14 protein-coding genes are annotated in these 18,402 nt (G+C 67.4%); 6 read left to right on the forward strand and 8 right to left on the reverse strand.

What is annotated here, in order from left to right; genetic code table 11:
- The 6 genes from IT361_09470 to IT361_09495 form a co-directional block, all read right to left on the reverse strand.
- A partial coding sequence (locus tag IT361_09470; protein MCC6317906.1) for an aminotransferase class III-fold pyridoxal phosphate-dependent enzyme occupies positions 1 to 211 on the reverse strand: 211 nt, incomplete at its 3' end.
- Positions 212 to 294: 83 nt separating this feature from the next.
- Positions 295 to 1,929 (reverse strand): ABC-F family ATP-binding cassette domain-containing protein, encoded by a 1,635-nt coding sequence (locus IT361_09475; GenBank protein MCC6317907.1) that lies wholly within the window; start codon positions 1,927 to 1,929, stop codon positions 295 to 297.
- A 234-nt stretch (positions 1,930 to 2,163) separates the two neighbouring features.
- Positions 2,164 to 2,817 carry a hypothetical protein gene (locus tag IT361_09480; GenBank protein MCC6317908.1) on the reverse strand — a complete coding sequence of 218 codons (654 nt, stop codon included), beginning with the start codon at positions 2,815 to 2,817 and terminating at the stop codon, positions 2,164 to 2,166.
- 60 nt (positions 2,818 to 2,877) lie between these two features.
- Positions 2,878 to 4,029 carry a PQQ-binding-like beta-propeller repeat protein gene (locus IT361_09485; protein MCC6317909.1) on the reverse strand — a complete coding sequence of 384 codons (1,152 nt, stop codon included), beginning with the start codon at positions 4,027 to 4,029 and terminating at the stop codon, positions 2,878 to 2,880.
- Positions 4,026 to 5,135, reverse strand: coding sequence for an alpha/beta fold hydrolase (locus tag IT361_09490; protein ID MCC6317910.1), 1,110 nt, complete (start codon positions 5,133 to 5,135; stop codon positions 4,026 to 4,028). Before IT361_09490 ends, IT361_09485 begins: the two co-directional genes overlap by 4 nt.
- A complete protein-coding gene (locus IT361_09495; GenBank protein MCC6317911.1) occupies positions 5,132 to 5,953 on the reverse strand; it encodes a hypothetical protein in 822 nt (273 codons plus the stop codon). Before IT361_09495 ends, IT361_09490 begins: the two co-directional genes overlap by 4 nt.
- 674 nt (positions 5,954 to 6,627) lie before the next feature.
- On the opposite strand from IT361_09495, the gene IT361_09500 reads away from it, so the two are divergent.
- From IT361_09500 to IT361_09510, 3 genes are all read left to right on the forward strand, one after another.
- Positions 6,628 to 9,195: a zinc-dependent metalloprotease gene (locus tag IT361_09500; protein MCC6317912.1), complete on the forward strand. Its 2,568-nt coding sequence runs from the start codon at positions 6,628 to 6,630 to the stop codon at positions 9,193 to 9,195.
- Positions 9,196 to 9,926: 731 nt separating this feature from the next.
- On the forward strand, positions 9,927 to 10,580 hold the full coding sequence (locus IT361_09505; protein MCC6317913.1) for a thioredoxin domain-containing protein: 654 nt from the start codon (positions 9,927 to 9,929) through the stop codon (positions 10,578 to 10,580).
- Positions 10,581 to 11,134: 554 nt separating this feature from the next.
- Positions 11,135 to 11,716: a hypothetical protein gene (locus tag IT361_09510; protein MCC6317914.1), complete on the forward strand. Its 582-nt coding sequence runs from the start codon at positions 11,135 to 11,137 to the stop codon at positions 11,714 to 11,716.
- 82 nt (positions 11,717 to 11,798) lie between these two features.
- On the opposite strand, the gene IT361_09515 is transcribed toward IT361_09510, so the two are convergent.
- Together IT361_09515 and IT361_09520 are read right to left on the reverse strand one after the other, a co-directional pair.
- Positions 11,799 to 12,608 (reverse strand): hypothetical protein, encoded by an 810-nt coding sequence (locus tag IT361_09515; protein MCC6317915.1) that lies wholly within the window; start codon positions 12,606 to 12,608, stop codon positions 11,799 to 11,801.
- An 84-nt stretch (positions 12,609 to 12,692) separates the two neighbouring features.
- Positions 12,693 to 13,313 carry an RNA polymerase sigma-70 factor gene (locus tag IT361_09520; protein MCC6317916.1) on the reverse strand — a complete coding sequence of 207 codons (621 nt, stop codon included), beginning with the start codon at positions 13,311 to 13,313 and terminating at the stop codon, positions 12,693 to 12,695.
- Between the two features lie 433 nt (positions 13,314 to 13,746).
- On the opposite strand from IT361_09520, the gene IT361_09525 reads away from it, so the two are divergent.
- The 3 genes from IT361_09525 to IT361_09535 all read left to right on the forward strand — a co-directional run bounded on the left by IT361_09525 (position 13,747) and on the right by IT361_09535 (position 18,382).
- On the forward strand, positions 13,747 to 14,520 hold the full coding sequence (locus IT361_09525) for a FecR domain-containing protein (protein MCC6317917.1): 774 nt from the start codon (positions 13,747 to 13,749) through the stop codon (positions 14,518 to 14,520).
- Positions 14,520 to 17,006 carry a TonB-dependent receptor gene (locus tag IT361_09530; protein ID MCC6317918.1) on the forward strand — a complete coding sequence of 829 codons (2,487 nt, stop codon included), beginning with the start codon at positions 14,520 to 14,522 and terminating at the stop codon, positions 17,004 to 17,006. The genes IT361_09525 and IT361_09530 overlap by 1 nt, the downstream gene beginning before the upstream one ends.
- Before the next feature lie 161 nt (positions 17,007 to 17,167).
- The gene (locus IT361_09535; GenBank protein MCC6317919.1) at positions 17,168 to 18,382 is read left to right on the forward strand and encodes a TCR/Tet family MFS transporter; all 1,215 of its coding nucleotides are present in this window, start codon (positions 17,168 to 17,170) and stop codon (positions 18,380 to 18,382) included.
- The last annotated feature ends 20 nt before the right edge of the window (positions 18,383 to 18,402 follow it).

Consider the following 18,402-nt stretch of genomic DNA (forward strand, 5'->3'; position numbering starts at 1 on the left):
CGTAGCCCGTGGACGCGACGGCGATGCCGGCCATGAAGTCGAGGTAACGGTTGCCGTCCACGTCCTCCACCATCACACCGGCGCCTCGCGCGATGGCGAGCGGGTACTCCTTGATGTAGCAGTGCGAAGTGTACTCCCGGTCGCGATCGACGATGGCGCGCGCGAGCGGCCCGGGTGGCGGCGTCACGATGTGCGGGTAGGGGCGCGTCATGGGGCGAAGGTGCGACGGTTTGCGCTCCCGGGTAAGGTCGGCGAAGGGGCCGGCGACCGGCGCGCCCCCGGATCAGTCCCGACTCACGCGCCTGACCCGACCGTGCGCCGCGCGCGGTGCGCTTCCTGAGGGTCCCACTCGACGAACGGCCCGTCGAAGTCGGTGAGGTGCGTACCGTCGAAGGCCCAGACGCGAGTCGCGACCGCGCGCAGGAACGCGCGATCGTGACTCACCAGCAGCACCGACCCTTCAGACTCGTCGAGCGCGTCCTCGAGGACCTCGATGTTCTCCACGTCGAGATGGTTGGTTGGCTCGTCGAGAATGAGCAGGTTCGCGTGGGAGAGTGTCATGAGCGCGAGCGCCATGCGGGCGCGCTCGCCACCGCTCAGCGTCCGGATCTCGCGAAAGATCTCCTCACCGCTGAACCCGAAGGCGCCGAGGCAGTTCTGCACCTGGCCGCGGTTCCAGAGTGGCCGCTTGTCCTGAATCGCGTCGGAGAGCGACTTGTCGAGCGGAAGGTCGGCCAGGTCCTGGCGGAACCACGCGGCCGTGATCGATCCGCCGATCCGCGCCTCGCCACCAGCGGGTGCCCGGTCTCCGATGATGGTCGAGATGAATGACGATTTACCGGCGCCATTGGGTCCGACGAGCGCGACGAAGTCGTTCCGTCGCAGCACCGCCGAGAAGTCTTTCACGAGCACTCGGCCGGGAACCTCCACCCGCAGATCCCTGATCGCGATCACCTGGTCGCCACCACGTTCGGCGGGCTCGAACTGCAGCGACATCGCTGCGGGGTCGCCGGGTGGAGGCGCGAGCCGCGGCAGGCGCTCCAGTCGCTTGCGCTTGCCCTTGGCCTGGAACGAGTTCACGCCGGCGATGTTGCGACGGATGTACTCCTCCTCCTTCTTCACGTACGCGCGCTGCCGCTCCAGCTCGCGCTCCCTCGTCAGGCGACGCTCGGCACGCTGTGGGACAAACTGGGAGTAGTTCCCCTTGTACCACTCGCTCGTTCGCCCTTCCACGTGCACGATGTGCGTGGCAATCGCGTCGAGGAACGCACGGTCATGCGAGACCACGATGACCGTTTCACTGGCGTCGAGCAGCCATTCCTGGAGCCACGTGGTCGTGTCCAGATCGAGGTGGTTCGTCGGTTCGTCGAGCAGCAGCAGGTCGGCCGGCGCGATGAGCTGGGCCGCGAGCCCGACGCGCCCGCGTTCGCCACCGGAGAGCGAAGCCACCGAGCGCACTTTCGATTCTTCGGCGTCGAAGCCCAGGCCCTGGAGCACCGCATCGACGCGCGCGTGGTAGATGTAGCCACCCAGATCGGCAAAGCGCTCCTGGTCATGGCCGAACCGCTCGAGCAACGCCTCGGTGACGCGATCGCCGAGTTCACCCATCGCGATCGCCTGCTCCGCGATGCGCGCCTCCAGCGCGATGACGTCCCGCCACGCCGCGGCGCCCGCGTCCCAGACCGTCGTCGCCCCCTCGAACGCGCGATGCTGGTCGAGCAACGCGTGCCGAAGGCCAGGCTTGCGCGCGACGCTGCCGGTCGTGGGCTTGAGTTCCCCGGTGATGAGCTTGAAGATCGACGACTTGCCCGCGCCGTTGCGGCCGATGACGCCCCACCGTTCGCCCTGGGCGACGGTGAATGTGACGTTCGTGAAGAGTTCCGTGGCGCCGAAGGAGACGCCGACGCCGGCCAGAGAGAGAAGGGTCACGCGAAATCCGAGGTGATTCAGGAGCCATGCAGGTCACGCACGCTCGAGGCCGAAGGCGCGCGGAAGCGGGAAAGGTAACCGCTCCATGTGCACCCTCTCGACTGTGAACGCCTGGGAGCGCTGGAGGCGGCGGGAGGGGCACGAGGCAGCTTTCCGGTCGAGGTGCGTCAACCGGCCAGGTCGGAGCCGGCACGATGGCGCTGGTCCGTCCCGGCGGCGGCTGGCATTTGACCGTTAGTCCTGGCGACCCCTCTCCTGCCGCCGGGCGATGGAGAGCGACGGCACCACGATGATCCGCCTGGAGTTGATTCCCAGCGCCGACCGATCGTAGAACACTCCCACCTCCGGCATGAAGGCATACGCCTCATTGCCGACCTTCGCCCCGAACGCCACGCCAATCGTCGGCCAGTCGGAGACCGCGCCCCGTCGTATGGGCACCACCTGGCTCATGCGCAGAGCCCCATACGGCGTGATCGGCTTCGGTACGAGCTCCGACGCCGACACGTGCAACATGAACTCCCCATACAGGTGGTCGCCGCCGTTCACGATCCCGCCGCCGAGGGTATAGGCTCGCCAGATGCTGCTTTCGTCGTCGAACTGACGCCGCTTCATGTTCACGATCAGGCCCGTCAGGCTCGGCACGCGGACGCCCACGTCCAGCGCCTCATCGACACCGTATCGGTACTCAAAGTCGACGCCCGCACGCGGAGCGTACTTGCGGCCCGAGTCGCTGCGCAGCTCGAATCCCTGCGGCACCAGGAAGGTGGACTGGGCGAACACCATGCTGCCTGGCTCCACGGTCTGTGCCGTCTGGCCCACGGCATACGGGATGCACGCGGTCAGGGCCAGGAGGCCCAGCATGGCAAGGCGAGGGGACCGTGTTGGCATCGCGCTAGTCGTTAGGCTTGTGGCATGCGACGGGTAGGCGGGACTCTGCACTTCGCCAGACTACTTCTTGATGGCGTAGGCGGCCTCCAGGCCGGCGTAGTACAGGCGGTCCATATCAACGGCGGCCGTGTAGTTGCAGAACCCTACTCTGTCGAGCGGGTTGCAAGCCCGCCACACGATTTCTCCGGTCTCGGCGCGGAGCGCGGCCAACTGCCCTCCCGCATGCGTAACAAATACGAGGCTATCGTCAGCCACGAGTGGTGCATCGGCGGAGCCTCGCTGCGTATCCGTGCGCCACCGTTCCGCACCGGTCGCGAGATCCAGCCCGACGACGGTGCCAGTCGACGACCCGACGACGAGCGTCCCTCCGACGATCACTCCAAAGCGCATGTCGCCTCCAGCTTGCGTTGCCGCAAGATTCGGCGCCGTCCATCGCTCAGCACCTGACTCTCGGTCCACCGCGTGGATGTAGCCATCGGTGAAGGACGTCACCACCACCAGATCGCGGCCAACCGCCGCCCAACCGATACAGCGCGACGACTGCAGCGGGCGCTGTTGCCGCAGCGGCGCCGCCCAGACGGTCCTTCCCGTCGCGCTCTCGAGGGCGACCAGGACGCCGGTCCGTGCGTTCGAGAGGCAGCCGTACAGGCGCCCACGGGCATACACTGGGTCATACGCGACGTTGGTATCGCCGAGGATGGGCTGGACCTTCCAGATGAGGCTCCCGCTCCGCGACTCGATGGCGACAAACTGTCCGTTGCTCGCCCCACCGAAGACTGTGTCCGCGTGGGCCGTCGGAATCGACTGGGCGAGCACGGCCCCTGGAATGCCGACTCGCCACGCCGGTGCGCCGGACCGCCGATCGAACGCGAACAGGTCGACGTCGGCGACGACGACATTGGGCCCGGCCACCACCGAGCCGAAGCCCAAGGTCGCGTCCCCCGGCGCGCCCGTCCGGCTCCGCCAGCGCTCGCGGCCGCTGCGTTTGTCAACCGCGAGCACGCTGTGGTCGCGACCGAGAAAGAACGCGGTCGAGTCATCGAACGACGCGAGGCCGCGACCGGGAAACGGGACGGTCCAGGTCACCTCCCCCGGCCTGAGTGCCGGGGTGCCATCCCCTCCAGTCGCCACACCGTCGTCGCGACAGCCGATGGCGAACATAAGGAACGGCAGCCAGGTCCACCCGATCCCGACGCGGACGCGACGCCTCACGGGATCGCAAGCGGAGCGCCGGCCCTAAAGAGCTCGGCAATGCGCTCGTGCACCTCGAGACTGGCCGTCTCGCCGAAGTGGTTCGGGCCGTTGTTGACCACACGCTGCGGCACGCCTGGATACATCGCCTTCTCCAGCCCCACCACCGAATCCCCGACACACGAGTACGGCACACCCGTGTACAGCCCGCAGTACACCTCGTCCAGGTGCCAGAGCGCCATCGTCCCGTACATCCACTCGAACGCGAAGTAGTGCGCCTGATACTCCATCGCCGCATTCTGCGGATTGCTGTAGAGCAGGTAGTACCAATACGTCGCCTCGTACAGGTCGGCCAGCGCATACTGCGCGTAGGCGCAGCTCGACTGGCTCGCCCACAACCCGCACAGGTACCCACCGATCTGCGGCACGACCGACATGATCCCGAACCGCCCCTGCGGCATCTCGGCGGCCTCGCGCGTCAGCGTCGTATCGTGATTGAGGTTCGCGTTGAAGGCCGACCCCGGAGCCATTTGCGTGCGGAGTTCCCCGCTCATCAGTCCGAGAAATCCATCCACCACAAAGCTCGTCGCCTGCGCCAACAAGCCGGTGTAGGTCAGCGCTTCGATCCACACCAGCGTCGTCTGGTTGTCCGCGCCACCCAGAATGGTATTGAAGTGGCTGATCGGATGGGCCAGCTCCACCCCCGTCTGCATCACGAGCCCGGCCACCGCACCCGCGTTGCCAAACAGCGGTGCCCCACCGTGCGGCGTGCCCACCGTTACGATACCCCGGTGCGTGGCCGGCGCGTACCGACTTGCCATGCGGCTCGCGATCCCGCCGTTGCTGTGCCCCACGAAGATGCCCCCGTTCGGCCACCCGGCGGTATTGTACGCCAGCACCACCCCCTGCGCCTCGTATGTCGAATTGTCCGGCAGGTTCGGCCGATACACCTGGATGCGCGAGCCAAACTCCTGCACCAGGCGCTGCTCGGTGAGTTGCCACGTGCTGCCTGACGAGTTGAACCCATGAATCAGGCCAATGCGCTGCTGCGCAAGGGCCGCCGTCGACGCCAGCATTGCCGTGAGTGCGCTCGTGACGCTGGCGCGCCACACGCTCCGAGTGGTCATTGGTAGTCTCCCGAGACGCGGCGAAGCACCGGGTTGATCAGGCGGATCTCGATGGTGCGTCGACCGGAACCTCCGCCGGGATCCGCGGTCTCGTGGCGGGAATACGTTCGCACGAGATCTCCGCCGCGAATCGTCTGATAGCCGTACTGCGTTCTGGCCACCAGCTTCTGCTGATCGATCAGGTTCTCCTCCACGACCATGCCGCTCCCGGGATCGATGGACACTTCCAGCAGGCGGGATGCCAGCGGCAACACGTAGCGGTCGTAGCCACCGCGCGCCGTGGCGCGCGAGGCGCCAGCAGCCAGCAGCGCCCGCGCCGACTCTCCCGATCCCGCTCGGTACACCAGACTGCCTAACCACGCATTGGGGTCGCCCGCTTTGCCCGACGGCGTGCGTGCGGCTGGCGATGTCCTGAAGACCGGGGGTATGTACTTCGTCGCGGAGGGGCTGGCGGCATCCATCGGCGTCTGCGACGATGCAGAGGGGAGGCTGAGCGCGTCGCCCTTGGCATTGCGCACCACCACGCCTCCGTGGAGATCGCTCAGTTCGATGCTTGCGGGCAACGAGTCCGACGTGGCAGTCACGGCCCACGTGGCCGACGCATGATGGATGACGGTCAGCCACCCGCCGCGAGGGTCGCGACGACGTGTCATCTTCAATCGTCGGGCCGGGCTCGAGTCGCTGCGCGCACCCAGGGTCCGGATCAGTCGCACTTCGTATTCCGTCGCAAACTCGAGGACGGAATCCGCACTCATCAAGACGGTCGCCGGATCAACGGCCAGCGGGCGCTGCTGCGCCACGTCGCCGACGCACGCCATCGCGCCGAGGAGCAGAAGGGGCCAATGGCGCTGCTCGCTGCCCCCCCCCAATGCCGAGTCCGCTCGCACCACTCTCGCGTCTTCATCTCTCCACCCTAACGAAGCGACGCGCCGAGTGTAGGCAGGAGGGCGCGATCTGTCAACGTTGATCTGTGGATGAGGGCGGCATGGATGTCAGGAGTCTTCTGACGGCTGGCTCGGGTCCCCACCGCGAGCCGGGCGCCGCCACACCATGTTCGGCGCGGGCGGCAGGATGCCTTCTCCGTGCAGCCGAGGTACCTGCTGCGCCCGCGCGCTGGTGCGTCCTCGGACGGTGAAGCGCGATCGCAGGGGAGCGTCGTGACCATCGACCCACCCGCGGCTAACGCTCAAGAGAGTCCGCACGCGTCGTGACCGAAGCCGCTGTGGCGGGCCAGCAACGGTACGACCGATGCCAGTGTTCTCTGCCGCGCAGAGAGTCCAACCGGGGATCCCAGGGGTCCGTGAGTCGCGAGGGCGCTACGACGGCCGCCGCTGCAAGTCCGGAACCTGTGCTGTCGCATCGACACGAGGTTCACCTTCCCGTCCTCGTGCGCTGCCTCGGCCAGGAGCGAGGAGCCCGGGATACCGTCCTCATGCACGTGAGGTACATTCTGCGCGATGCGCTCCGATCATTGCCCCGGCCTCAACCCACTATGACGCACCTTCGCACGGCCATCGTCCTCGCCACCTCAGCCCTGCTGATCGGCGGGTGCCGCGGCGCCCAAACACCTCCCACGCCAGCGCCGCGTCCGACAAACAACGCCGCGCCGCAACCCGGTGACAGCGCCGCGCGCGCCCAACAGGCCGGCCAGCCGCCCGCCGGAGCGCAGCAACAGGGAGCGGCACCAGGTGAACCGGCGCCCCGTCCCTACAATCGCGTCGTGACGCCAAATGCGAAGAGCCGCAATGGTCTCTTCCGCACGCACCAGGTCGGGAGCCGTCTTCTGTTCGAGATCCCGCGAGCGGCCCTCGACAAGGAGCTGCTCCTCGTGGTCCGGGGACGGGCGGTGCCTGTCAACGCGGGCTACGGCGGCCAGGAGATCGGCCAGCGTCGCGTGGTGAAGTGGGAGCGTCGCGACAATCGCATTCTCCTCCGTGGAATCTCGTACGCGACCGTGGCCGATTCGGCGCATCCCATGTCGGTCGCCGTACGCAACTCCAACAACAACGTCGTGCTCGCCGCGTTCAACGTCGACGCCTACGGCCCGGACAGCGCCGCCGTGATCGACGTGACGCGCCTCTACACGAACCCGCCCACGGAGATCGGGGGCGGCAACCAGTTCCGCGGGACGCCGGACCCGACGCGTTCGTTCATCGAGAAGGTGCTGTCGTTCCCCGAGAACGTCGAAGTCGAGGCGCTACTCACGCTGCCGCCGCCACCGGGCGCGGCACCGGCCGCGGCCAACCCGTTCCAGCAGGCGGCCACCGGCACGGCGTCGGTTGTGCTGCACTGGTCGATGGTCAAGCTGCCCGAGCGGCCGATGATGCCTCGGCTGGCCGACAAGCGCATCGGCTTCTTCTCGCTCTCACAGCTCGACTACAGCCGACCCGAGCAGCGGGCGCAGGAACGCGAGTACATCGTGCGCTGGCGCCTGGAGAAGAAGGATCCTAACGCCGCAAAGTCGGAGCCGATCAAGCCGATCACGTACTACGTGGACCCGGCCACGCCGGACTGGCTCAAGCCCTACGTGAAGAAGGGCATCGAAGCGTGGCAGCCGGCGTTCGAGGAAGCGGGCTTCATCCGCGGCATCGTGGCGGCCGACGCGCCGCGCAACGATCCGGACTGGGCGCCCGAAGACGCGCGCTACTCCGTCGTCCGCTGGCTCCCGTCCACGGTGGAGAACGCCCAGGGCCCCAACGTGAACGACCCGCGCACGGGCGAGATCCTGGAGTCGGACATCTACATGTACCACAACATCATGACGCTGCAGCGCTGGTGGTACTTCTCGCAGGTCGGACACCTCGACCCACGGGCGCGCATGTGGCCGTTCCCGGACTCGCTCATGGGTCGCCTCGTGGAGTTCGTCGTGGCGCACGAGGTGGGCCACACGCTCGGCTATCAGCACGACCAGAAGGGCAGCGCCACGTATCCGGTCGACTCGGTGCGGTCGCGCACGTGGGTGGCGCGCATGGGCCACTCGCCGTCGATCATGGACTACTCGCGGTTCAACTACACCGCCCAACCGAGCGACAACATCCCGCTCGAGGATCTGATCCCGCGCATCGGGCCATGGGACCGCTACATCACGCGCTGGGGCTACACGCCGATCCCCTCGGCGCGGTCCTCGGACGATGAGTGGGCAACGCTCGACCGGTGGTCGCGCGAGCAGGATGCCTCGCCCTGGCTGCGCTTCAACATGTCGGACTCACGCGGCGCCGATCCCGGTGATCACAGCGAGGCGGTGGGCGACGCCGATGCGGTGAAGGCCACCGGATGGGGTATCCAGAGCATCAAGCAGGTCGTCCCGCTGCTCGTCCCGGCCACCGTGCGCGACGGTCAGAACTACGACGACCTCACCGACGGGTACGGCCGCGTCATCGGACAGTGGGCCACCGAGCTGACGCACGTCGCCGACGTGATCGCGTCCACCGAGGCGCAGGAGAAGTATGCCGGACAGAGCGGGCCGCGGTACCGGCCGCTCTCGCGCACGCGCCAGGCCGACGCGGTGCGGTTCCTCAACGAACACGCGTTCGCCACACCGACGTATTTCCTGCTGCCGGACATCCTCCGGGTCATCGAGGTCGAGGGCGCCATTCGCCGCATCAACCAGGCGCAGAGCCGCGTGCTCAACTCCGTCTTCAACGACCGAAAGCTGGAGCGGCTCATCGAGTTCGAGGCCCTGGCCACCAACAAGGCCGATGCCTACGCGCTCACCGACCTCGTGCGTGACGTGCGGCGCGGCATCTTCTCCGAGCTCTCGCAGGGCAACGTGCAGATCGATGCCTATCGTCGTGAGCTGCAGCGTTCGCTCATCACCGCGATGGGCAACAAGGTGAACCCGCCGCCGGTCACGCTCCCGGCCGGACTGCCGGCGAACCTGGCGGCGAACTTCGGACCGGCGCGCGCCACGAGTGATATTCGTGCGGTCTTTCGCGCAGAGCTCGCCGCGCTCGACGCCGACCTGCGCGCGGCGTTGGGCCGTGCGCGCGACGCGATCACGCGTGCGCACATCGACGATGCGCGCAACCGCATTGCCCTGATCCTCGACCCGAACGGCTGAAATGCAGGTTTTCCCGTGCCGCTCGCCACAGTGAGAGCGAGCGGCGCGCGGGGCGGGCGTCCGTGCACAGGCGAGAACGCACGTTGGCATGTCTCGCAATTCAGGATGCTCCTGAGCGGAGCAACCCGCGCATTGGTGCCGCTCCCAAGCGGCAGGATCCGTGCCTGTTAGGCGATCCATGAGCGCTGCCATTGCCCGAACTGTTGCGGCTGGCGCATGGTCGCTTGCCTATTGACAAGATGATGGGGGGGGGGGGCAGGTTGCGTCCGCATTCGATTCTCTGCGGAGCCTACACATGAAGCGCAAGCGGATCTGGTGGCTGAATTTGCTAAGCGTCGGAGTTGTGCTCTCCCTCGCGTTGGTCGCCCCGGCGGGCGCCTGCTGCGTAGAGGATGACGACACATATTGCCCCGGCCAGGATGGCACGCCGCAATGCGGCGACCTCACGTTGACTGAGGAATGCAATGACATCGCCCCAAAGCCAGACTGCTGTATGAAGAGCGGCTCGCGGATCTGCCCTGGCATTTTCCTGCACTGCAGCTACTTCAGGAACGCTGGCGGGGGCGACTGCCCCGAGCAGCCTCCCCAATGAGAGGCGCCTCGGTGATCGACGATCCCCGCAGGTGTCCCGGCGCTGTTGGCGAGACTCGTCTGGCAGGACGCGCGGTTGGGAGCGTCTGTGCCGAACATGGTCGGTGCTTCCGGGCGAACTATAGCTGAGGAGACCCGCAATGCGGATCGTTGAATGGTCTGCCGCCGTTAGTGCGATCTGTGCCGTCCTTGTTACGGGACTGGTTGTAAGAGAGCGGTTGGCGGATCCGGAACCTCAGCGGCCTGAGACACAGGATCTGGAGATCTTGAGATCATGGGGCCAATACGCCGAAACGGGGCACTCCCGCGGGCCTCGTGCGGCGCCCGCAACACTCGTGGAGTTTTCGGACTTCGAATGTCCGTTCTGTCGCGAGCTCTCCGCGCTGGTGCGCGTGCTGGAGACGAGGGAGCCAGGACGGATCAGACGAGTATTCCGGCATTATCCGCTACGGACGCATCCTTACGCGCGCACCGCTGCGCTCGCATCCGAGTGCGCTGCCGAGGATGGGCGATTCTGGGAGTACCATGACTCCGTGTTCGCGAGCGCCGGCCCGCTTGATTTCGCTGCGCTCACCAGAATTGCGCGCGACATCGGAGTGAGGGATGTGCGCCTGTTCACGCAGTGCCTTCGCACACAGAAGCACGCCGGCCGAATCTCGCAGGACAGTGCGGCAGCGGCTACGCTGGCCATCACCGGGACGCCGCTGGTGATTGTGAATGGCCGAATCGTCCGCGGAGCTCCAAGCCTCCCCGTGCTGGACAGTTTGCTGCGCCTCGGCCCTCCCAGCCGGTGATCAACCGAGCGCCTCTCTTTTGGGGCCGACTCCTCACGCTGGCAGCATTGTGCTGTGTGACCGCTCAAGGCTGCAGCGGAAGAGAGCACGCACCAAGGTCGGCGCATGAACTCCCGGGTCTGTTGCTGGGGCCTGCCGCGTTTGTGTTCGAGACTTCGCCAACGACCGCGGGAAGTGTCGTCGAGATCGGCGAGGATGAGGTCCTGGTGAGTGACTGGGGCGAGAGATCCGTTCGCAGGTTCCGGCGCCGCGGCGCCGCGATCCAGGTGGGACGCATGGGGCGCGGGCCCGCCGAGTATCCCTGCAGGCCGGAGCTGCATGCGATCGCTCGTGACACGGCCCTGGCCGTGTGCTCCTCGGCGCGTCGATGGCTCGTCGTTAGTTCATCCGGGGTGGAACGCACCGTCGACCAACGGGATAGCGCCCTGCGCGCCGCGCGTGGGTTGGTTCACGGAACGGACTTTCGGGGCCACACCCTTGAGTTGCGAAAGCCACCTGGGAGCGCCGCTCACCCGGAGTCCCTCGAAGTACTGCTGACCGATCGTGGTTCAGGTGTGACGCGAGAGATCGCACGTATCAGCACGCGTCGTCAGATGGCCGTGGGTCCTTCGCGCGGGAGCAACGGCGCTGGCGCGGTCGAGCTTTCGAGAATCGTCGATCGCATGGGAGGGCGATCGGAGGCGGCCCGGCTGTTTCCCGACGGATGGGTAGCCGTCGTGAGACTGGACCCGCTGCGCGTCGTGTGGCGACAGCCGAGCGGCGAATGGGCAGGACCGTTCCCCCTACCGGAGGAACGCCGAAAAGTCGATCGGGCCGAGCGACTGTGGTACCTCAGGTTCCAGGGGGAGGATGCGATCGAGGCGGACCGGGGTGGCTGGCCGGACACGTATCCGGAAATGACCGGGACCGTCGCGGCATCCGACGGCCGACTCCTGATCGCACGACCGTACTCAGCGGGTCATCCCGAAGCTCGCTACCTCGTCGTGAGGCGCGACGGGACGGTGGACGGACACCTGTCGCTGGCGCCTGGCGAACGTATTGTCGCTTTCGGGCGCCGCAATGTGTACGTGCTCGCGAAGGATCGAGAAGACGTCGAGACAATTCGGGCGCATCGCTGGAACCCGACGACGCGCTGAGCCTCGATCCCGCAGCCGATTCTCGCTTCGGACGGGAGGATCGACGCAAGAAGCGCCCGTCTTCCGTGATGTACCCTAAGTCTCAGCAGCCGGTCGCCGAGTTCACCACCGCGCAACTGAACGTCAGTTTGTAGCCCGCGACCTTCTGGTCCCCCGGCCACCAGAAGCGACGCACTTCACCCCCGGCAATCACCTCGTAGGGCCGGCGCTGCACGGCCTGCATGGTGACGTCGAAGCGCACGTTGTATTGCGCCTGCTGGCACGTGATCCCCTTGAACGCGGCGGCTGACGAAGGCCGCGGACACGCCGCACCCGTCAGCACCTCGCGAATCATCACCACGCCCCGGGTCGCAAGAAAGAACACGTCCGACGACGCGCCGCTCGCCCCATTGTTGAGCTTGCGCCGCTCCTGGTAGAGCGCGCTGGCGCCAGCGAACGCCGCCGCGAGCGGGCCGGCGGGATTGAGCGACATGGGATTGAGCACGGCCGCCGAGTCGCTGGGCGTGGTCATGCTGAGGATCCGCGTGACCCCGTCGGGCGTCCGACGCCAGGCAGTCACCGACCGATGCGCGGGCACGCGGAGCGCAACGGCGCCGCTCACCTGCCAACTGATCGCGCTCACGAAGGCCTCATACGCCTCGACGCCACTGCCGGTGCGCACCTCGAAGCGCGACGGGGCGATACCGCTCCGCGCGGCAATCGCCGCGTAGGTGAAGCCCTCGGCACGACTGGCGTCGCCCGACGCGGCTGCCTGCTGTGCCAGTTCGTCGAACGTCAACGCGAGCGGGTCGCCGTTGTCAGCGGACGATGCAAAGCTTTCCGGCGAATCGACGCAGGCCGCCAGCGCCATCAGCGCGCAGCCCGCCGCGATCGCCCTCCAGGTAGTTGTCATCACGGTTCTGCCTCCTGCTCACTGGACACGTGCCGACCTCCCCCTACCCCGACAGCAACCCCGACAACGCCGATGTTACTTCGGCTATTCTGACCGGAACTGGCGCAGGGACAACCGGAGCGACTTGAGCGCGCGCCCCATCTGGGTCTCCACCGTCTTGACCGAAATCCCCAGCTCCGCGGCAATCTCCACGTAGGTCAGCCCCCCGTCGCGGCTCATGAGGAAGATCTCACGGCAGCGCGCGGGGAGCCGATCGATCGCCGCCCGAACCGCGTCCGCAAGCTCACCGGTGGTCGCCGAATCGTCCGTCGCATCCGTAGTGGCCGGCTCACCCTTGGCCGCCTCGCGCTCCTCATGCGCCTGCTCGAGCTTGAGCCGCCGGAGATGGTTGAGCGCCGTGTTGCGGGCCGCCCGGTAGAGATAGGTCTTGAGCGCATCGATCTCGGCGAGCTGCTCGCGCTTGGTCCACAGCTTGAAGAACACATCCTGGACCAGTTCCTCGGACACGTCCGGCGCAAACACGATGCGGCGGACCACCGCGACCATGGACGGGTAGTGGGCGCGAAACACCACCTCGAGCGCGCGCTCATCGCCCTGGCGCAGCCGACGGAGCAACTCCGCGTCTGCCGCCCGGTCAGCAGCAGCCGCTCCCTCGGTGAGGGGGGTGTCCGGCAGGCTCGGCGCTCCGTGAACGAGGGAATCCACCGCGCCCGGCTCCCGAACGCGGTGGGGGAGGTTAACATCGGTCGGTTTTGACGAGTAAGGGGGCGCCGCCACGTTGGTGTCTCTCGAATGAACCCCTGAATAGCGAACCGTGCAGTCTCCCGATCAGGACGACACCGCATTCGAGCGCATAGCCCGACACCTCGCAGGTGAGGCGACCGTGGAGGAACGTGCGTCGCTGTCGGGACTCCTGACCACACCCGGTGAGCGCGCCCGATATGAAGCGGCCCAGACCGTATGGGACGCGTCCGGGGCTCCCGCGGTAGACGTGGATGCTGCATGGAATGCGGTCCGAGCCCGACTGGACTCTGCGGCCGTCACACCCTTGACTGTCGGTCACATTGGGCCAGAGCAGGCTCATAAGTGGCGCCTGAGTGGTGGCTTACTGCGCGCTGCTGTTGTGGGCTTCGTGCTGGTGACTGGGTCGGTCATCTGGTCGACCGTTCGCGCGATCCGAGGAGCGGAACCGGCCGCGGGTACCGTCGCAAGCGTCGCTGCCAGGACAGGCATCGCGGAGCGAGCGGTCGTCAAGCTGCCGGACGGCTCCGAAGTTCAGCTCGGGCCAGCCAGTTCGCTCGAGACTCGCTCAGGGTTCGGACAGGGCGCCCGCGACGTCGAGCTCACCGGCGAAGCGGTCTTCACGGTCACGCACGACGCCTCCCGACCGTTCCGGGTGCACTCGGGCGAGGCGGTGATCGAGGACCTCGGAACCCGGTTCGTGGTACGAGCCGTGATGGATGAGCCACTCCGCGTCGCGGTGAGCGAGGGATCGGTTTCGATTGGTCGAGCCGATTCGCCCAGGGCCCGCCACGCGGTGCTGAATCCCCGTGACGTCGCGGTGCTCGGTAGCACGGGCGACGCGGTGGTCACGCGCGGCGTCGACGTCGAGCGATACAGCACATGGGCCGGCGAGCGCGCCGAGTTGGTCTTTGACAACGTGCCGTTGCGCGCGGTGTTCAGGGAGCTGGAGCGGTGGTACGACGTGCGGTTCGACGTCACCGACGCGTCGGTACTCGACCGGACGTTTACTGCACCGGTCACGGGACTCTCGATCGACGCCGTCCTGCAGGTGATGAGCACGGCGCTCGCGCTTCCGTTCGAGCGAGAGGGCAAGGTCGTGCGTCTCTCGCCGCCGGTGCGTACGGGCCTGGCGGTGCAGGAAGGTGCGCAGGTCGGGGGCGGTGCGTGATGACGCGCCCTGGCGCGCTCGCCGCGGCGCGCGCGCTGGCGGGCCGGCTGCTCGTGGCGTGGGTCGCCACGGCGACGACGCTGGGAGCCCAGGAACGCCAGGTCGTTTCCACCGATAGCCTGCCGCGCGCCGCCGCGCACAGCGGCATCCTCTCGCGCGTGATCAGCGTGCGCGTGAGCGACGCCACGGTCGAACAGGCCCTCCGGTTGGTTGCCGCCGCGGGCTCGGCGCGCCTTGCCTACTCCAGTGACATCCTGCCGGGGCACGTGCGTGTGAGTTTCGAGCGCGAACGCGTCGCCATGGGCGAAGCCTTCCACGAGGTGCTCCGCGAGACGGACCTCGATGTGGTGGTGAGTCCCTCGGGGTACGTGATCGTGGTGCGCGCACCCATCCAGCGCTCGCCCGCCGCGTCAGGGCTCGACAGTGTCACCATCCTTCGGCCCCCGCTGCGCACGAGCCGCGCACAGGTGATGGATCGGATCCTCGTCATGGGGACACCGGCGGCTGGCGCCTCCGAGCGTTCGCTCGCCAGTGCCGTGAGCGTGCGCACCCAGGGTCAGCTCACGCAGCTCGGCCTCACGAGCATGAGCCAGGTCTTTCGCACGGGCATTCCGGGCATCGTCGCGTGGGATCTCGGGATCGCGGGCCCGCTGGCGCAGATCGGATCGGTGCGCGGATCGAGTTCCTTCACCTCGAACTATCTCAAGACGTACGTCGACGGAGTGGAGCTCGCGAGTCCGTACCTGTTGTTCGCCATCGATCCGTTCAGCATCGACCGTGTAGAGGTGATTCGCGGGCCGCAGGGCTCGGCCATGTATGGCTCCGATGCGATCAGCGGCGTGGTGCAGGTCGTCACGCGCAAGGGCACGCCGTCCGCCCAGTGGCGCCCACAGGTCGACGCGGTCGCGTCGCTCGGACGCCAGGAGAGCCGTTTCACAGCCAACCCGTCGGCGACGCAGCGGCACTCGGCGATGGGGTTCACGGGTGGCGGCACCACGTCATTTGGGTTTGGGGGCACGTACGAAGACCTGGGCCCCGTAGTGACCGGTGGCTCGTCGGGCACGCGCGGCGCATACGGGGGCGCGCGCACGATGCTGGGTGCGCTTCGGCTCGACGCTACCGCGCGCTACGCCGACATCCGCTTCACCGCGCCGGACAACCCGCTGCTGCGCAACGTCGTCAACACGTCGACCGCCGAAGTGCGGCCGCTGCTCCGGCAGCAGCGCATCGAGAATGAGACGTACGGCGTCACGGCCGATTTCCAGCCGCGGGAATGGTGGCGGCAGACGTTGGTGGTGGGGATCGACCGCCACTCGGGATCGATTCCCGCGCAGCGCGAACCCGCGACCGTCGCCGACGCGTTGCTCGGCGCCACGCAGGAGGCCGCGAGCAAGGCGTCGCTGCGCTACAGCATGGCCGCCCGTGTGATCGCATCGCCGCACGGCTCAGCCACACTCACACTGGGCGCCGAGCGCGCGGACCTCGACCGCGAGCGGCTGGGGAATCGATCCGACCTGGTGGGCAACGGTCCGGGCCTCACGTCACTCTATCGGGAACGCGTCCGCAACACCGGCGTCTTTGGCCAGCTCAAGGTCGACGTCGCGAACACGCTGTTCCTGAGTGCCGGGTTGCGCGGTGAGCGGAACTCGAACTTCGGCCAGAACGTGAGCACGGCATATTCGCCCATGGTGGGTCTCGCGCTCACTCGCGACGTGGGCGAGGCGACGGTCAAGGTGCGCACGGCATACGGCAAGGGCATTCGCCCCCCAGCTCCGTCGATGCGGCGGGCGATTCGCACGTTGGGCTTCCGCCAGCAGGCCAACCCGGAACTCGAGCCCGAAGTCCAGTCGGGGACCGAAGGCGGCATCGAGATCTACGCCGGTGATCGACTCAACCTCTCGCTCACCCTGTATGCGCAGGACGCCGACGGATTGATCCAGCAGGTTGTACCGAATCCGCTGGAGCGCGCACGCACGATCCAGTACCAGAACGTGGGTCGGATCCACAACAGCGGGGTCGAGATCGAAGGCAGCGCGCGCGCGGGCATGGTGCGTGGCGATGTGGTCTACTCGTTCACCAACAGCCGGGTGCGCCGCCTGTCGCCGACGTACACGGGCGACCTGGCCGTCGGTGATCGGGTTCCCGAGGTGCCGAGGGCGTCCGGGCTCGCGTCTCTCACCCTTGAACGCGGTCGTGGCCGGGCGACGCTGGGCGCGAGCTACGTGGGATCGTGGATGGGCTACGACTGGCTGGACTACTACGCCGGCGAGCTGGGGACGGCGCAGAGCAAGCCGCTGCTGCGGAACTACTGGGTGGAATATCCGTCGCTCACCAAGCCGTTCGCGGGGCTCGCGTGGACGTTCGGGCGGAGCGCGGAGTGGTACGTGCGGGTCGACAACCTGTCGAACGTGCAGCGGAACGAGCGCGACGATGTGCAGGTGACGGCGGGTCGCACGGCGATCATGGGGTTCCGCATCGCGCGCTGAGGCGGGAAGGCAGCGACCCACTGCCGGTGGACGAGGCCGTGCGCCTGGTGCAGGAGGTCGCGGCGTTGCGGGCGTTGCGCGCCTCTGGACGCATTGCGCAGGTACGCACTCGGCCGGGTTCGAGGGCGCGCAGTGCGCGGCCGAATTACCTTTCGCCCCCCATGCGCCACCGTGCCCCCGCTCTCGGCTTCATCCTCGTCACGCTCCTGATCGACGTCGCGGGGCTTGGCATCATCATCCCGGTGATGCCACGGCTGATTACCGGCCTCACCGGCCAGCCGATCAGCGACGCAGCCCGCTGGGGCGGGTGGATGACGTTTGCGTATGCGGCAATGCAGTTCCTGTGCGCACCGATCATGGGCGGGCTGAGTGACCGCTTTGGCCGGCGTCCCGTACTCCTCGCATCGCTGTTCGGGTTTGGCATCGACTACCTGTTCATGGCCTTTGCGCCAACGATCTGGTGGCTGTTCCTGAGCCGGGTGATCGCGGGCGCCATGGGTGCGAGCTTCACCACGGCCGCGGCCTACATTGCCGATGTATCACCACCGGAGAAGCGGGCGCAGAACTTCGGGATGATCGGCGCGGTCTTCGGGCTTGGCTTCATCCTCGGGCCCTTGCTTGGCGGCATGCTGGGCGGACTTGGGCCACGCGTTCCCTTCATGGCGTCCGCCGGCCTGACGCTGGTGAACTGGCTGTTCGGTTACTTCGTGCTGCCAGAGTCGCTCAAGCCCGAGCACCGGCGCGCCTTTGACTGGTCGCGCGCCAACCCGCTGGGTTCGCTCATGGGGATCAAGCGGCATCCCGTGGTCGTGGGCCTGGTGGGATCGCTGGTCCTCGTGCAGATCGCCGCACATGCGGTGCAGAGCAACTGGTCGTATTACACCATCGAGAAGTTTCACTGGAGTGAGCGGACCATTGGCGCGTCGCTGGCCGTGGTTGGGCTCGGGATCGGGCTCGTGCAGGGTGGGCTGATTCGCGTGATCATCCCGAGGCTTGGCCAGCGACGCAGCGTGTACGTCGGCCTCGCGCTCTACTCCATCGGCTTCTTCCTGTATGCGGCGGCGACGTCCACCTGGCAGATGTTTGCCTTCACGTTCGTCTACTGCCTCGGTGGCATCGCGGGCCCGGCGATCCAGGGTCTGATCTCCGGCACGGTGCCACCGAGCGAGCAGGGCGAGTTGCAGGGTGCGCTGACGAGCATCATGAGCCTGACGACGATCGCGGGGCCGCTCATCATGGCCAACACGTTTGCCTGGTTCACGCGGCCGGGCGCCCCCGTGTACTTCCCAGGAGCCGCGATGACGTTAGGCGGCGTGCTGGCGCTGGTCAGCGCGGTGCTGGCCCGCAACGGGCTCAAGGCAACGACGACGCACTAGAGCCGTTCACATGGGAGACG

Source organism: Gemmatimonadaceae bacterium (assembly GCA_020846935.1).
In the GTDB taxonomy this organism is placed as follows: Bacteria; Gemmatimonadota; Gemmatimonadetes; order Gemmatimonadales; family Gemmatimonadaceae; genus RBC101.

Bases quoted from the DNA above. Each gene is read 5' to 3' on its own strand.
- IT361_09505 (MCC6317913.1), top strand. From the start codon at position 9,927: ATGCGGATCGTTGAATGGTCTGCCGCCGTTAGTGCGATCTGTGCCGTC.
- IT361_09515 (MCC6317915.1), bottom strand. From the start codon at position 12,608: ATGACAACTACCTGGAGGGCGATCGCGGCGGGCTGCGCGCTGATGGCG.
- IT361_09535 (MCC6317919.1), top strand. From the start codon at position 17,168: ATGCGCCACCGTGCCCCCGCTCTCGGCTTCATCCTCGTCACGCTCCTG.
- IT361_09480 (MCC6317908.1), bottom strand. From the start codon at position 2,817: ATGCCAACACGGTCCCCTCGCCTTGCCATGCTGGGCCTCCTGGCCCTG.
- IT361_09490 (MCC6317910.1), bottom strand. From the start codon at position 5,135: ATGACCACTCGGAGCGTGTGGCGCGCCAGCGTCACGAGCGCACTCACG.
- IT361_09530 (MCC6317918.1), top strand. From the start codon at position 14,520: ATGACGCGCCCTGGCGCGCTCGCCGCGGCGCGCGCGCTGGCGGGCCGG.
- IT361_09500 (MCC6317912.1), top strand. From the start codon at position 6,628: ATGACGCACCTTCGCACGGCCATCGTCCTCGCCACCTCAGCCCTGCTG.
- IT361_09495 (MCC6317911.1), bottom strand. From the start codon at position 5,953: ATGGCGTGCGTCGGCGACGTGGCGCAGCAGCGCCCGCTGGCCGTTGAT.